This window comes from Xanthomonas hortorum (assembly GCF_024339125.1).
Lineage (GTDB): Bacteria > Pseudomonadota > Gammaproteobacteria > Xanthomonadales > Xanthomonadaceae > Xanthomonas > Xanthomonas hortorum.
The window spans coordinates 3,552,203-3,566,436 of the sequence record NZ_CP101417.1 but is presented as its reverse complement, the minus strand read 5'-3'; the positions used below and the strand labels follow the sequence as shown (position 1 = coordinate 3,566,436).

At 64.3% G+C, this 14,234-nt stretch carries 11 protein-coding genes; 5 read left to right on the top strand and 6 right to left on the bottom strand.

Features of this window, described 5'->3' with window-relative positions; all coding sequences use genetic code 11:
* Positions 1-86: 86 nt before the first annotated feature.
* Together parE and NMB96_RS15325 are read left to right on the top strand one after the other, a co-directional pair.
* Positions 87-1,976: a DNA topoisomerase IV subunit B gene (gene parE / locus NMB96_RS15330; protein ID WP_074057659.1), complete on the top strand. Its 1,890-nt coding sequence runs from the start codon at positions 87-89 to the stop codon at positions 1,974-1,976.
* Between the two features lie 372 nt (positions 1,977-2,348).
* The gene (locus tag NMB96_RS15325; protein WP_255085200.1) at positions 2,349-3,863 is read left to right on the top strand and encodes a S10 family peptidase; all 1,515 of its coding nucleotides are present in this window, start codon (positions 2,349-2,351) and stop codon (positions 3,861-3,863) included.
* 244 nt (positions 3,864-4,107) lie between these two features.
* Here the strand turns inward: NMB96_RS15325 and NMB96_RS15320 are convergent, their stop codons facing one another.
* From NMB96_RS15320 to NMB96_RS15310, 3 genes are all read right to left on the bottom strand, one after another.
* Entirely contained in the window at positions 4,108-4,869 is a 762-nt protein-coding gene (locus tag NMB96_RS15320; protein WP_006452780.1) for a YdcF family protein, read from the bottom strand.
* Between the two features lie 123 nt (positions 4,870-4,992).
* Positions 4,993-6,120, bottom strand: coding sequence for an inorganic phosphate transporter (locus tag NMB96_RS15315; RefSeq protein ID WP_104549334.1), 1,128 nt, complete (start codon positions 6,118-6,120; stop codon positions 4,993-4,995).
* A gap of 9 nt (positions 6,121-6,129) precedes the next feature.
* Positions 6,130-6,756 (bottom strand): DUF47 domain-containing protein, encoded by a 627-nt coding sequence (locus NMB96_RS15310; protein ID WP_006452783.1) that lies wholly within the window; start codon positions 6,754-6,756, stop codon positions 6,130-6,132.
* A gap of 274 nt (positions 6,757-7,030) precedes the next feature.
* Here NMB96_RS15310 and NMB96_RS15305 point away from each other — a divergent pair, with 274 nt between their 5' ends.
* Together NMB96_RS15305 and NMB96_RS15300 are read left to right on the top strand one after the other, a co-directional pair.
* Positions 7,031-8,371, top strand: a complete 1,341-nt coding sequence (locus tag NMB96_RS15305) for a hemolysin family protein (RefSeq protein ID WP_104549333.1) — start codon at positions 7,031-7,033, stop codon at positions 8,369-8,371.
* Complete coding sequence (locus NMB96_RS15300) at positions 8,355-9,026, top strand: exopolysaccharide biosynthesis protein (RefSeq protein WP_023903729.1); 672 nt, start codon at positions 8,355-8,357, stop codon at positions 9,024-9,026. The genes NMB96_RS15305 and NMB96_RS15300 overlap by 17 nt, the downstream gene beginning before the upstream one ends.
* A gap of 35 nt (positions 9,027-9,061) precedes the next feature.
* Here NMB96_RS15300 and NMB96_RS15295 read toward each other — a convergent pair whose 3' ends face one another.
* Entirely contained in the window at positions 9,062-9,562 is a 501-nt protein-coding gene (locus tag NMB96_RS15295) for a pyridoxamine 5'-phosphate oxidase family protein (protein ID WP_023903728.1), read from the bottom strand.
* Positions 9,563-9,622: 60 nt separating this feature from the next.
* On the bottom strand, positions 9,623-10,624 hold the full coding sequence (locus NMB96_RS15290) for an LLM class flavin-dependent oxidoreductase (RefSeq protein WP_255085190.1): 1,002 nt from the start codon (positions 10,622-10,624) through the stop codon (positions 9,623-9,625).
* A gap of 367 nt (positions 10,625-10,991) precedes the next feature.
* On the opposite strand from NMB96_RS15290, the gene NMB96_RS15285 reads away from it, so the two are divergent.
* The gene (locus tag NMB96_RS15285) at positions 10,992-12,398 is read left to right on the top strand and encodes an MFS transporter (RefSeq protein WP_255085188.1); all 1,407 of its coding nucleotides are present in this window, start codon (positions 10,992-10,994) and stop codon (positions 12,396-12,398) included.
* Positions 12,399-12,430: 32 nt separating this feature from the next.
* On the opposite strand, the gene NMB96_RS15280 is transcribed toward NMB96_RS15285, so the two are convergent.
* Positions 12,431-14,155, bottom strand: a complete 1,725-nt coding sequence (locus tag NMB96_RS15280) for an ATP-binding cassette domain-containing protein (RefSeq protein WP_255085186.1) — start codon at positions 14,153-14,155, stop codon at positions 12,431-12,433.
* Positions 14,156-14,234 lie beyond the last annotated feature (79 nt).

The following is a 14,234-nucleotide window of genomic DNA, read 5'->3' as shown; positions in this document are numbered from 1 at the left end:
ACCCCGCCCTGCACTGAACGCCTGTCGCGTGCAAAAAAACGGTTCTGCCCCCACACTTGCGCGTCGTTTCACGTGCCAAGAGATGCATGAACACCCGTTATAACGCCGCCGATATTGAAGTGCTGTCGGGCCTGGACCCGGTCAAACGCCGTCCTGGCATGTACACCGACACTGCGCGCCCGAACCATCTGGCGCAGGAAGTGATCGACAACTCGGTCGACGAGGCGCTGGCCGGTCACGCCAAGCAGGTCGAAGTGACCTTGTTCAAGGACGGCAGCTGCGAGGTGTCCGACGACGGCCGCGGCATGCCGGTGGACATGCACCCGGAGGAGAAGATTCCCGGCGTGGAGTTGATCCTGACCCGCCTGCATGCCGGCGGCAAATTCAACAATCGCAACTACACCTTCTCCGGCGGCCTGCACGGCGTGGGTGTGAGCGTGGTCAATGCGCTGTCGACCAAGGTCGAGCTGTTCATCAAGCGCGAAGGCAGCGAGCACCGCATGGAGTTCCGCGACGGCATCGCCGCCTCCAAGCTGGAAGTGGTCGGCACCGTCGGCAAGAAGAACACCGGCACGCGGCTGCGCTTCTGGGCCGACCCGAAGTATTTCGACACGCCCAAGTTCAACGTGCGCGCGCTGCGCCATCTGCTGCGCGCCAAGGCGGTGCTGTGCCCCGGCCTGACCGTCAAACTGCACGACGAAGCCACCGGCGAGCAGGACAGCTGGTACTTCGAAAATGGCCTGCGCGACTATCTGAAAGGCGAGATGGCCGAGCACGAGATGCTGCCGGCCGACCTGTTCGCAGGCAGCCTGAAGAAAGACACCGAGATCGTCGACTGGGCCGCGGCCTGGGTTCCCGAAGGCGAACTGGTGCAGGAAAGCTACGTCAACCTGATTCCGACCGCGCAGCACGGCACCCACGTCAACGGCCTGCGCTCGGGCCTGACCGATGCGTTGCGCGAGTTCTGCGACTTCCGCAACCTGCTGCCGCGCGGGGTCAAGCTGGCACCGGAAGATGTGTGGGACCGGGTCACCTTCGTGCTCAGCCTGAAGATGACCGACCCACAATTTTCCGGGCAGACCAAGGAGCGCCTGTCCTCGCGCCAGGCCGCCGGCTTTATCGAAGGCGCCGCGCACGACGCCTTCAGCCTGTATCTCAATCAGAACGTGGAGATCGGCGAGAAGATCGCGCAGATTGCCATCGATCGCGCCAGTGCGCGGTTGAAGACCGAAAAGCAGATCGTCCGCAAGAAGGTCACCCAGGGCCCCGCCCTGCCCGGCAAGCTGGCCGACTGCATCAGCCAGGACCTGTCGCGCACCGAATTGTTCCTGGTCGAAGGCGACTCGGCCGGCGGCTCGGCCAAGCAGGCGCGCGACAAGGATTTTCAGGCGATCCTGCCGCTGCGTGGCAAGATCCTCAATACCTGGGAAGTGGCCTCGGGCAGCGTGCTGGCCTCCGAAGAAGTGCACAACCTGGCGATCGCGATCGGCTGCGACCCGGGCAAGGACGACATCAGCGGGCTGCGCTACGGCAAGGTCACCATCCTGGCCGACGCCGACTCCGATGGTTTGCATATCGCGACCTTGTTGACTGCGCTGTTCTTAAGGCATTTCCCGGCATTGGTGGCGGCTGGACACGTATTCGTGGCAATGCCGCCGCTGTTCCGTGTGGACGTGGGCAAGCAGGTGTTCTATGCGCTGGACGAAGAAGAAAAGACCACGCTGCTGGACAAGATCGCGCGCGAGAAGATCAAGGGCCAGGTCAGCGTCACCCGCTTCAAGGGCCTGGGCGAGATGAATCCGCAGCAGCTGCGCGAATCGACCATTCACCCGGACACGCGCCGGCTGGTGCAGCTGACCATCGACGATGGCGAACAGACCCGTTCGTTGATGGATATGCTGCTGGCGAAGAAGCGCGCCGGCGATCGCAAGCAGTGGCTTGAGAGCAAGGGCGATCTGGCGTCGCTGGAAGTTTAAAAGATACGGAAAGGGTAAAAACATCGGAAGTTAAAGCCCCGCTCCCGCCGGGAGAGGGGTTGGGGTGAGGGTACGGGGCGAAGCCACTCTGTAATGGATGACACGAGGCTTCGCCCGTACCCTCATCCGCCCCTGCGGGGCACCTTCTCCCGAGGGGAGAAGGGTGTGCTATCGGTTTTTTTTCGGTAGCCGCCGATTTTCAGCGCACTGCGCAAACCTCACCCCTTGAGTCAGACGGCTGCCTGCTGCGGCACATACTGCTGCAGGCCAGGCAAGCCACATCGGTCAACGCGACACACATGCCTTTGTGCACATCCACCGAGCGCTGCCGGGGCCTAGCATCGTCGCTCCCCTGTTCGAACCTCGATCGCCATGCCCTCTTTTCTCCGTGCCAGCCTGCTGGCCTGTGTCCTGCTCAGCGGGACGGCGCTGGCCGCTGCGCCAGATAAAAACGATAGCAAAAGCGACGCCAAAAGCGATGCAAAACCCGACGCAGCGTCATCCAAGCCTGCGCCGTTGCCGGCCGATGCCAGCGTACGTCAGAGCACGCGCGTGGCCGGCCGGACGCTGAGTTACACCGCCACCGTCGGCACGCTGCCGGTACGCGACGCGCAAGGCAAGACCACCGGCGAAGTGGTATTCACCGCCTACACCGTGGATGGCAAGGACCGGCCAGTCACGTTCGCACTGAACGGCGGGCCCGGCGCGTCGTCGGTGTATCTGAACATGGGCGCGATCGGGCCGAAGGTGGTGGGTTTCGGCGCCGAAGGCGATAGCGCCTCGGCACCGGCGGCATTGCGCGACAACCCCGGCACCTGGCTGGACTTTACCGATCTGGTGTTCATCGACCCGGTCGGCACCGGCTTCAGCCGCTCCCTGATCGGCGATGACGAGGCCAAGAAGCAGTTCTACAACCCGCAGGCCGACGTGGAATACCTCTCGCGCGTGGTCTACGACTGGCTGCTCAAGAACCGTCGCCTGCAGGCGCGCAAGTACCTGGTCGGCGAAAGCTATGGCGGCTTCCGTGGCCCGCGCATCACTCATTACCTGCAAACCCGGCTGGGCGTGGCGATGAACGGTGTGGTGCTGGTGTCGCCGTATCTCAATCCGACCCTGGACGACAACAGCGATGTGTCGCCACTGGCATGGATGATGACGCTGCCCTCGATCGCCGCCGCGCACCTGGAGCGCCAGGGCAAGCTCAGCGACAGCGCCATGCGCGAGGTGATCGATTACACCCGCGGCGACTACGCGGTGGCACTGATGAAAGGACGCACCGACCCGCAGGCCAGCGAGGCGATGCTGCAGCAGGTCACGCGCATGACCGGGCTGGATCCGGCCTATGTGCGGCGCTCCGGCGGACGCCTGGAAACGCAGGCGTATCTGCGCGAGGTGTTTCGCGACAAGGGCGAACTGGGTAGCCGTTACGACTCCAACGTGACCGCGTTCGACCCGTTCCCCAACGATCCGGAGCAACGCGCCAACGACCCGTTGCTGGACAGCATCATCGCGCCGACCACCACCGCGATGGTGGACTTCGTCACCCGCGTGGTCGGCTGGAAGGTCGATGCGCGTTATCAGGCGCTCAATTACGACGTCAACAAACTGTGGGACTGGAACGACGAACTGCGCAAGGGCGCAGTAACACAACTGCGCCAATCGGTGGCCATCGACCCGAAACTGCGCGTGTTGATCGCGCACGGCTGGAACGATCTCTCCTGCCCGTTCATGGGCTCGGTGCTGACGGTGGATCAGATGCCGGCGATGGGCAACGACCCGAAACGTGTGCAGGTGCGCGAGTATCCGGGCGGCCACATGTTCTACAACCGCGCCGACAGCCAGACCGCATTCCGCAACGACGTCAAGGCGATGTACGAAACACGCTGAGCGCAAGCATCGCCGGCCGCACACGCGGCTGGCGATGCTGCAGACCGGTTGCAGCAAGCGAATGCGCAGCAGTCGCAAAACCACCGTGCTGAGCCGTTACTTTTCCCGGCCGCCGCGCATGCGTTGCTCCCGTCGAGATCTCCACGGCACCAGGCAACGTTGAAAATAAATCAGCCGCGCACAACAGGACGCACGCCGGCTTTTACGAATCTCGAATTCCCATTCCCGAATCCCCGCTCCCGGCTCACAACTCCCCAGGCAGCGTGGCCTTCACATTCCAGCCCAACCACTCGTAGACCCGATAGCGCGCGATGCCCAGATACTCGTGCAAGGCGACATCGGCCACGGTGAAGTTGTAGCTCTGCGGCAACCAGGCCCAGGAGGCGGTCAACCAGTCCGAGCGCACCGGCGTGGCCTCGATGCCGAAGTGACGGAAGTAGAGTTCAGCGCGGCGCAGATGCGTGGCCGAGGACACCAGCACGACCCGATCGGCACGGTACTTGCGCAGCAACGGCTGGCTGAACTGCGCGTTCTGCCAGGTGTTCATGCTGGAGGGCTCCATGATCAGATCGGCCTGATCGATGCCTATCCCGATCAACACCTTTCGATAGACCACCGCTTCGGACAGGCCCAGTCCGCGCGCGTCGCCGCCGCTGATCTCGATCTTGCAGTCGCCGCCATGCGCGCGGCATTGCCGATACAGCCGCGCCGACTCGACGATGCGGCCGTAAGCAAACATGTTCGCTTCGGCGGTGGCATCCGGGCCATCGGGCCGCACCGTGCCCGCGCCCAGCAACACGATCATGTTGCGCGCGCGCCAGTCGTTGAAATCGTTGACGCCGGTCTGTTGCAAGCCGTGCAACATCCAGCTCGACAAGGGACCGCAACCGACCAGCAGCAGCAACGCCAACGTGGCCGCCGCCAGCGCGCGGGCGCTGCGCCGCCAGCGCCGGCGACCGATCAGCCAGGACAGCAGGAACAACACGCACACCAGCGCAAGCATCATCGGCGCGTTTTCCTCAGGCAGAACGCGTTAGAACATCAGTGTCGAACGGGATGACCTGCAACAGGACCACCCGCAATCAGCGCCGTATCGTCGCCGACCGAGGTGACCAGGCTACGACAGCGCTCAGGTCCAGCCAAACCATTCGAAGCAACGCAGAATCAGATACGCGACGCCGCCAGCGGCCGGGATGGTCAAAATCCAGGCCCAGACGATGCGCTCGATCACGCCCAGCCGCAGCGAGCGTGGATTCTTGGCAAAGCCCACGCCCATGATCGCGGTGGAAATGCTGTGCGTGGTCGATACCGGCATGCCGAAATGCGCGGCCACGGTGAGCACGGTCGCCGAGCTGGTTTCTGCGGCAAAGCCGTGGATGGGGTGCAGCTTGACCATCTTGTGGCCGAGCGTCTTGATGATCTTCCAGCCGCCCGAGGCGGTACCGGCGGCCATCACCACCGCGCAGGTCAGCACGATCCACATCGGGATGCCGTCGCCGGCTCCAATGCCGGTACCCGGATGCAGGAAGCTCAGCCAGCTCGGCAGATCGTCCAGTGCACCGGCCGACTGCGCGCCGATCAGGGTCATGGCGATGATGCCCATGGTCTTCTGCGCGTCGTTGTGGCCGTGCGCATACCCCATGTAGGCGGCCGAGGCGATCTGCGCCTTGCCGAAGAAGGCGTTGACCCAGCGCGGACGCGCCAGCCGGCCGATCGGCCCGCCGAGTTTGGCCATGCCGGCGATGATCGCCCACAGCAGCAGCATCACCACGATGCCGAGCAGGAAGCCGGCGATCGGCGAGGTGATCATCGGCACGAACACCTTCCACAACAGGCCCTTGTTCTTGGCCCAGTTGCCGATGTTCTCCGACCAGATCAGCGCGTCCCAGTTGTTGTGCGCCGCAGCCAGGCCGGCGCCGCACAGGCCACCGATCAAGGCGTGCGAAGACGACGACGGCAGGCCCTTCCACCAGGTGATCAGGTTCCAGATGATGCCGCCCAGCAGCGCGCACAGAATCACCTGCGGGGTGACCTCGACCACGTTGGTGTTGAGCAGGCCGGAGGCGATCGTCAGCGCCACGGCGGTGCCGGTGAGCGCGCCGATGAGGTTCATACCGGCGGCCAGCATGACCGCCCAACCCGGCGACAACACCTTGGTGGCGACCACGGTAGCGATGGAGTTGGCGGTGTCGTGGAAGCCGTTGATGAATTCGAATACCAACGCCGCCAGGATCACCACCAGAACTAGGGTAAGCACGCGGCGACCTCAGCTGTTCTTCAGCACGATCTGGTACACCACCACCCCTGCCTCGCGGCAACGGTCGATGGCCTTTTCCAGAATCTCGAAGAATTCCTTGAGCAGGAACATCTGCAGCGTGTCCAGGCGGCCGGAATAGATGTCGCGATACAGCTCGAGCATCAGCCGGTCGGCTTCGTTTTCCAGCATGCGCAGCTTGTCGTTGAGCGCGGTCATGCGATCGATGTTCATCTGCGGCAGGTCGGTCACCATCTCCACCACGACGGCCGCAGCCTGTTCCAGCATCGCCGCGCGCGGCGCGAAGTCGATGTGCTCCAGATGCTTGGTGGCCAGCGAATAGCGGTCGGCGAATTTCTCGACCTGCTTGGGGATCTTGTACAGCGCCGAACCCAGCGCTTCGATGTCCTCGCGCTCGATCGGGGTCATGAAGCTGTCCACCAGCGCCTGGCCGATCTTGTCCGAGGCGGCGCGTTCGCGCAGGCGGGCCAGCTTGAAGGCGTCCAGCGCGGGTTGGCGGTCGGACGTGCGCATCATGGCGTGCAAGGCCTTGGTGCTGTCGTAGGCGGCCTGCGCCGCTTCGTTCAGAAGCGCATAGAACTGCTTGCCGGAACCGAAGATGGTCTGCAACGAGAACATGGGTGAAGAACTTCCTGCCGTCGAGGGAGAGACGGACGCCGAGGGCGAATTATGACCGTTCCATGACGTGTCTGGATATCTCGGTGCCTGGGGCGGCCTTCACATGCGCATTTCCCGGCTCGAACCACCCTGCGGTTTGCTAACATGCTCGCGCGCCTTCGGGTGCACCCTATGGAAGACGACCCCCTACCCTCCCGTTGCCGCCCCGCCCTCGTGCGCGCCGGCCAACCTAGTGCTCGCCCGCCCTCCCCTTCACTGACCGGGGAAGACGCCCGTGGTTGAGTTTCTGATCGTTATCGCGCTGATTTTGTTGAACGGTTTCTTCGCCATGTCGGAGATGTCGCTGATGACCTCGCGCAAGAGCCGCCTGAAGCAGATGGCCGGCTCCAGCAAGCGCGCCGCGCGGGCCCTGGCATTGGCCGAAAGCCCGGAAAACTTTCTGTCCACGGTGCAGATCGGCATCACCTCGATCGGCATCCTGACCGGCCTGTTCGGCGGCGAAGCCATCGGCGAGGCGATCGGCGAGCGGCTGCAGTTGGCCTTCCCCGCGCTGTCGGCCACTTTCTCGCTGGTTGGCGACCCCAAACCGTATTCGGCGGTAATCGGCAGCACGCTGGCGGTAGCCTTGATCACCTTCCTGACGCTGATCTTCGGCGAACTGGTCCCCAAACGGCTGGCGCTGCGCAATTCCGAAGACATTGCCGGCGTGGTGGCGGTGCCGATGGCGTGGCTGGCAAAGATTGCCGCACCCGGCGTGTGGGTGCTGGCGCGCTCGACCCGGTTGGTGCTGCGCATGCTGGGCATGGGCAAGGACGAATCGGCATCGGTGACCGAAGAAGAGATCCGCATGCTGGTGGCCGAAAGCCACGAGGCCGGCGTGATCGACGCGCACGAGCGCGACATGATGAATCGGGTGATGCGGCTGGGCGACCGCACCGCCGACAGCCTGATGACGCCGCGTAACCGCATCGCCTGGCTGGATGCCAATGCCGAGCCGGAACGCAACCTGCAGATGATGCGCGAGCATGAGTTCTCGCGTTACCCGGTGTATCGCGGCAGCGACCAGGACATTGCTGGCGTGCTGGAAGTCAAATCGCTGGTCACTCGCATGGGCGGGCACGGCGAGAACCTGTTCCAGGCGCTGCGCGACACCTTGTTCGTGTCCGAATCCACGCATGCGATGAAGCTGCTGGAGATCTTTCGCGAAGAACAGCAGTCGATGGCCCTGGTGGTGGACGAATACGGCGAAATCCGCGGCCTGGTGACCATCAGCGACCTGATGGGCGCGGTGGTCGGCCGGCTGCAGGCAGTGGAAAACACCGACGAAGACGCGCTGGTGATCACGCGCGCCGACGGTTCGTTACTGATCGACGGGTCGCTGCCGGTGGAAGAACTGCGCGAAGTGCTGGGCGCCGAACTGCCCGAAGCCGACGAAGGCGATTACCACACGCTCGCCGGGCTGTGCATCTACTACTTCGGACGTATTCCGCAGGCCGGCGAATTCTTCGATTGGGCCGGCTGGCGCATCGAGATCGTGGATCTGGATGGGGCGCGCGTGGACAAGCTGTTGCTGAGCCGCATCGGCGATGAGGACAGCGATGACATCGTCGGATAACGGCGCGCCGCCATCCGATGATTCCGGCGGCGAACACATGCGGTATCGCAATGAAGGCATCCGCAGCCTGCTGGCAGCCTTCAGCGAGGGCGACCCGAATCATGTGTTGCGTGTGCGCGAGATTCTGGCCGATCTGCAGCAGAGCGCGTTCGGCGTGTTCCTGTTTCTGGCGATCCTGCCCTCCTTCATCCCGATTCCCGGCGTGGCCGGTGGCATCAGCGGCCCGCTGACAGTGCTGATCGGCGTGCAGATGATGTGCTGCCTGCGCAAGCCGTGGGTGCCGCGTTTCATCGGCGATCGTGGGCCGCGCCGCAGTACCAGCCAGCGTTTCGTTGCGCGGCTTGCACCGACGTTGCAACGCCTGGATCGGCTGCTCAAGCCGCGTTTGCACGGCATGCTGGATCGTATTCCGGCGCAGGTGTTCACCGGCTTGCTGCTGGTGCTGGTCGGCATCTTGCTGACGCTGCCGATCCCGTTCACCAACTACATTTTCGGCCTGATCCTGCTGTTGTTCGCGCTGGCCCTGCTGGAGCGCGATGGCGCTTTGCTGTTGGTAGGCTGGGCGGCGGCGCTGGTGTCGGTGGCGGTGTTCGGGGTCACTTCCGACCAGTTGCTGGATCTGGTGCGCGATTGGTGGCCGGTCGCCTGGCGCTGATGCGCGAGGCGATCGGCACACCTGATCGGTCGCCGTTACTTCAGATCGACCACACGGTTGTCTGACAGGCTGCCCGTGTCGTCGGTGACTGCCGTCATCACGAAGTACAGCGCCTTGCCCAGCAGCCCGCTCGGGCCGTCCCAGTATTCGGCCGATTCGGCGCGCACGTGGATCAGACGCAGATTGGGGTCGTCCTTGCCGCCCGGAAAAAACACCCTCATTGCCGGCGACCAGAGTTCATCGATCTTGGCGCGGTCATTGACCACGCGTGCGGTACCGGCGACCGACACATAGCTGTTCTTCGACGCCGAGGCGTACGCCACATTGACGCGCGGGTCGGCGGCAATCTCTGCCACCTTCGGGCTATCGGCAGCGGTGGCGAACCACAGGTCGCCATCGAACTCGACTTCCTGCGTGCCCAACGGCCGGCTCACCAACTTGCCGTCGGCCGAGACGGTGGTGAACATCGCAATGTCCACGCCGCGGATCAATTCCGCCAACTGCTTGATGCTCTCGCTGCGTTGCTGAAGGTGCATGCTGGTCTTCCCAATAGATGTGCACACATCTGAGCGGATCGCCGCGCAAAGCGACGTGAATCACGCAGTGGTCACGTCCATTTCGCGGCAGGCGATGGCGGCGATTTCGAACGAGCGCAGACGCGCGGCATGGTCGTAGATGTTGGCGGTGAACAACAGCTCGTCCGGCGTGTGGCGGTCGATGAACTCGGCCACGCCCTGCGCGATCTGCTCGGCATCGCCCAGCACCGTGCAGGCCAACGCGCGCTCGACACCGGCACGTTCATGCGGCTGCCAGAAGCTGTCGATATCGTCGATCGGCGCGGGAATCTTGCCCGGCTTGCCGCGACGCAGGTTCACGAAACTCTGCTGCTGGGTAGTAAACAGGCGACGCGCCTGCGCCTCGGTCTCGGCGGCCACCACGTTCAAGGCCAGCATCACGTGCGGCCTGGCCAACTGTGCGGACGGGCGGAACTCGCGGCGGTAGATGGCCACGGCTTCGTCCATCGCATCGGGCGCGAAGTGCGAGGCGAACGCGAACGACAGGCCCATCGCTGCGGCCAGCCGTGCACTGAACAGGCTGGAGCCCAGCAACCATACCGGCACGTCCAGCCCGGCGCCCGGCACGGCCTGCACCAGTTGCCCCGGCACCGCCGGTGCGAAGTAGCGCAGCAGCTCGGCCACGTCCTGCGGGAAGTGATCGGCACTGTCGAAATAGCGGCGCAAGGCGCGCGCGGTGGGCTGGTCGGTACCGGGCGCACGGCCCAGGCCCAGGTCGATGCGCTGCGGATACAACGACGCCAGCGTGCCGAACTGTTCGGCCACCTGCAGCGGCGCATGGTTGGGCAGCATGATGCCGCCAGCGCCGACGCGGATGGTCTTGGTGCCACCGGCCACATGACCGATCAGCACCGCAGTGGCGGCGCTGGCGATGCCCGGCATGTTGTGGTGCTCGGCCAGCCAATAACGCTGATAGCCCCAGCGCTCGGCGTGCTGGGCCAGATCGAGCATGTTGGCGAAGGCGTGGGTGGTGTCGCTGCCTTCGCAGACCGGCGCCAGGTCGAGCACGGAAATGGGCGTCATCGGATGACTCCGGGGAATGAATGATGTGCAAGAGATGGGGCTGGCCGGCCGGCATTGCTACCCGCTCAGGTGGCGCTGAGGGGATTACAGCATTCCAGTGGTCGAACAGCGGGGATGGTTTATGGAAGCTTTACTTCCTTCTCCCCTCGGGAGAAGGTGCCCCGCAGGGGCGGATGAGGGTGCGTGCGAAGCTTGGTGTGCTCAACTATTGCTAGGGCCTCGCCCCGCAGGAGAGGGGCTTTTAGAGGGGCTTTTAGATGCCTGTGGCTGCTGGTGCGCGAATGCGTTGAGCGCGCCGCGAAGCACAGCTACTGACCCGTCAGATGGCTGGCTATGATGAATGCCGAACTGACCGCGCTGCATAACAATGGCTTTGACCGCTCCGCTTGACCCTGCTTCCGGCGCTGCGCAGATCGCGGCGCGCATCGATCGGCTGCCGGCCAGTGCCACGCTGTGGCGGCTGGTTGGCTTGCTCGCGCTGGGCGGATTTTTCGAGTTGTACGATCTGTTCCAGACCGCCTACATCAGCCCCGGGCTGATCCGCGATGGCATCTTCGCCAGCGGTGCGGATGGCGTATTCGGCATGTCCGACCAGGCTGCGTTTGCGGCAGCGACCTTTCTGGGGCTGTTTGTCGGCGCCGCATTGCTGAGTCCGTTTGCCGATCGTTTTGGGCGCCGGCTGGTCTTTACGTTCGCGTTGATCTGGTACACCGCTGCCACTGTGGCGATGGGCCTGCAAAGCACTGCCACCGGCGTCATCGTGCTGCGCTTTGTGGTGGGGATCGGGTTAGGCATCGAGCTGGTCACCATCGACACCTACCTGTCCGAATTGGTGCCGCGGCATATGCGTAGCGCCGCATTTGCGTTTGCGTTCTTCGTGCAGTTTCTGGCCGTGCCGGCAGTGGCGCTGACCGCCTGGCTGCTGGTGCCGCATGCACCGCTGGGGGTGAGCGGCTGGCGTTGGGTGGTATTGCTGAGTGGCGTGTTTGCGCTGGCGATCTGGTGGCTGCGCAGCCGTTTGCCGGAATCGGCACGTTGGTTGGCGGCGCAAGGACGCCATGCCGAAGCGGACGCGGTGCTGATCCAACTGGAGGCGCGCTGCGAACGCGATCTGGGCGCGCCATTGGCCATGCCGCAGCAGGGGGCGGTGCCGTTGGCACACAGCGACACCCAGGCATCGCTGTTATGGCGAGCGCCCTATCGCGGGCGCATCGGCATGCTGGTGGTGTTCCATATCTTTCAGGCAATCGGCTTCTTCGGTTTCGGCAATTGGCTGCCGGCACTGATCTCGGCGCAAGGCACCGGCGTGACCAAGAGCCTGGGCTATTCCTTTGCGATCTCGCTGGCCTACCCGTTGGCGCCGCTGCTGTTGTTGCGGTTTGCGCAGCGCTGGGAAAACAAGTGGCAGATCACCGCATCGGCGTTGGGCGCAGTGCTGTTTGGCGTGCTGTTTTCGCAGCAGCATCAGGCGACCGGCATGGTGGTGTGTGGGGCGATGATTGCGTTCTGCAATGCCTGGATGAGCTTCGCTTATCACGGCTACCAGGCCGAGCTGTTCCCCACCGGATTGCGCGCGCGTGCAGTAGGTTTCTGTTATTCCTTCAGCCGTCTTTCCACCGCCGTGAGCAGCGTGCTGATCGGTTGGCTGCTTGCTCAGGTCGGCAGCCATGGCGTGCTGGCGTTTATCGTCATCAGCATGTCGATCGTGGCGAGCGTGATTGCGCTGTTCGGGCCGCGTACGCGCAATCGCGCGCTGGAAGAAATTGCCGGTTAATCCTGTGCCGACGCAACTGAACTGCGCAGCGATTACGCGCGCGAGCTTGCAACTGCATCGACTTTGACAGCTGCCTGCGCAGCAAGCACGACGCCGAGCGCAACCGTACGATCGGCCACTGCGGCCAGGCTGGTGCGGTGCGAGACCACCACCAACACGGTCTGCGGCAGACGCTGGCGTAGCGTGCACAACACCTGCTGTTCGGCATCCGCGTCCAGCGCACTGGTGGCTTCGTCCAACACCGCCAGGGTCGGTTGGCGCAACAGCACTTGCGCCAACAACAAGCGCTGCGATTCGCCACCGGACAGGCGTCCCTCCGGGCCATTGATCGGCGTGTCCAGACCTTGACCGTCGCGCTGCAGGCGCACGCTCAAACCGACATCGCCCAACACCTCCCACATGCGTGCATCCGCTGTGCCGGGCAGCGCCCAGTCCAGACAATCGCGCACGCTGCGCTGCCATGGCCGCACGCCCTGGCCGATGTAGGCGCTATGCCGAACCAACGTGCGATACGCGCCGAAATCCAGCCGGCGCCCGGCCATATGCGCGGTGAACTGTGCGGGCGGGGTCTGCCCGGAAAGCACATCCATCAGACTGCTCTTGCCGATACCGGACGGCCCGACGACCAAGGTCATTTCGCCTGGCAGCAGAATCATCGGACCGAGATCGAGCCTGGGCAGCGGCGGTGCCAGGCCGATGTGTTCGATATGCAGCGCTGCGGGCAATGGCACTGCCGTCTCGGCTGATGCGTGCGTGGGCGTGGTGCCCAGTTCCACATAGCGCCGCCACAATTGCAGCGCCGGCCAGGCCGAGCGCAGTTGCTGCACGCTTTGCCGCGTGGTGACCAGATACGGCAGCAAGCGCCCGAGCAGCAGGCTGACGGTGATCAGCGCGGCGCGGTCGGCGCCCTGCCACAGATTGGCCAGCACCAGAATGCCGGCGATCGCGGCCACGGCAGTGAGTTCGAGCACCAAGCGGCTGCCCGCCACCAGCTCCTGCTGTTGCGCATAGCCCTGCCCCAGCCGCGTGGAAATGCGCTCGTAATGTCGGCTTTCGACGTCTTCGCGCTGGAACGAGCGCACATGCCGCAGACGACGCGGGAAGTCTTCGCTCAACCAGAACAACTGCGTCATGTCGGCCACGTAGTCGCGGCTGATGCGCGCCTGCCTGTCGCTGCTGGAGATGCGCAAGCCCAACCAGGCCAGGGCGAGCAGCAACGGCATCGCCAGCACCAGCGCGGGTGCGATCAGCACGGCAATGCAGATGCTCACCAGCGCCGTCATGCCGGCCACCAGCAGTTGCAGCACCGCGCTGAACCCTTGTGTGGCGATTTCGATGTTGTAGGTGAGTACGTTGGCGATTTCTGCCGAACTGGCGCCGGACAAGGCTGGCAACGGTGCGTCGATCAACGCGGCATGCACGCGACGGCGCAGCCCGATTGCGTAGCGGCTGGTCAGCCGTGCGGCCAGCCGCGCGCTGTGCCATCGCAGTGCGGCAAATACCAGGCTGACGCCGGCAAACAGCGCCGTCTGCATCGCCAGACCATCAGGCAACGCCAACCGATAGCCGGCCAATTGCACGCCATGGCCAGGCTGCACCAAGGGGACCAGGCAGACCGCCACGATGCTGCCTGCCAATGCAGCCGCCAGCGACAGGGCGACATAGAGCGCGATGGTTGGCAGGTCTGCAGGCACCAGCGTGCCGACGAACGTGCGCAAGCTGGCACGCCTGCGATCGCGGGGGATGGAGGTCTGCATCTCAGCGATGCACATCGTGCAAGAGGCGCTTCGTCACGCTGGCAGGCGTATGGATCACGCGACGACGCACCGGCATCTG

What these genes read in the sequence shown, in the direction of transcription:
- NMB96_RS15285 (WP_255085188.1), top strand. Translation starts at nt 10,992, where the DNA reads ATGGCTTTGACCGCTCCGCTTGACCCTGCTTCCGGCGCTGCGCAGATC.
- NMB96_RS15290 (WP_255085190.1), bottom strand. Translation starts at nt 10,624, where the DNA reads ATGACGCCCATTTCCGTGCTCGACCTGGCGCCGGTCTGCGAAGGCAGC.
- NMB96_RS15295 (WP_023903728.1), bottom strand. Translation starts at nt 9,562, where the DNA reads ATGCACCTTCAGCAACGCAGCGAGAGCATCAAGCAGTTGGCGGAATTG.
- NMB96_RS15325 (WP_255085200.1), top strand. Translation starts at nt 2,349, where the DNA reads ATGCCCTCTTTTCTCCGTGCCAGCCTGCTGGCCTGTGTCCTGCTCAGC.
- NMB96_RS15300 (WP_023903729.1), top strand. Translation starts at nt 8,355, where the DNA reads ATGACATCGTCGGATAACGGCGCGCCGCCATCCGATGATTCCGGCGGC.
- NMB96_RS15320 (WP_006452780.1), bottom strand. Translation starts at nt 4,869, where the DNA reads ATGATGCTTGCGCTGGTGTGCGTGTTGTTCCTGCTGTCCTGGCTGATC.
- parE (WP_074057659.1), top strand. Translation starts at nt 87, where the DNA reads ATGAACACCCGTTATAACGCCGCCGATATTGAAGTGCTGTCGGGCCTG.
- NMB96_RS15280 (WP_255085186.1), bottom strand. Translation starts at nt 14,155, where the DNA reads ATGCAGACCTCCATCCCCCGCGATCGCAGGCGTGCCAGCTTGCGCACG.
- NMB96_RS15310 (WP_006452783.1), bottom strand. Translation starts at nt 6,756, where the DNA reads ATGTTCTCGTTGCAGACCATCTTCGGTTCCGGCAAGCAGTTCTATGCG.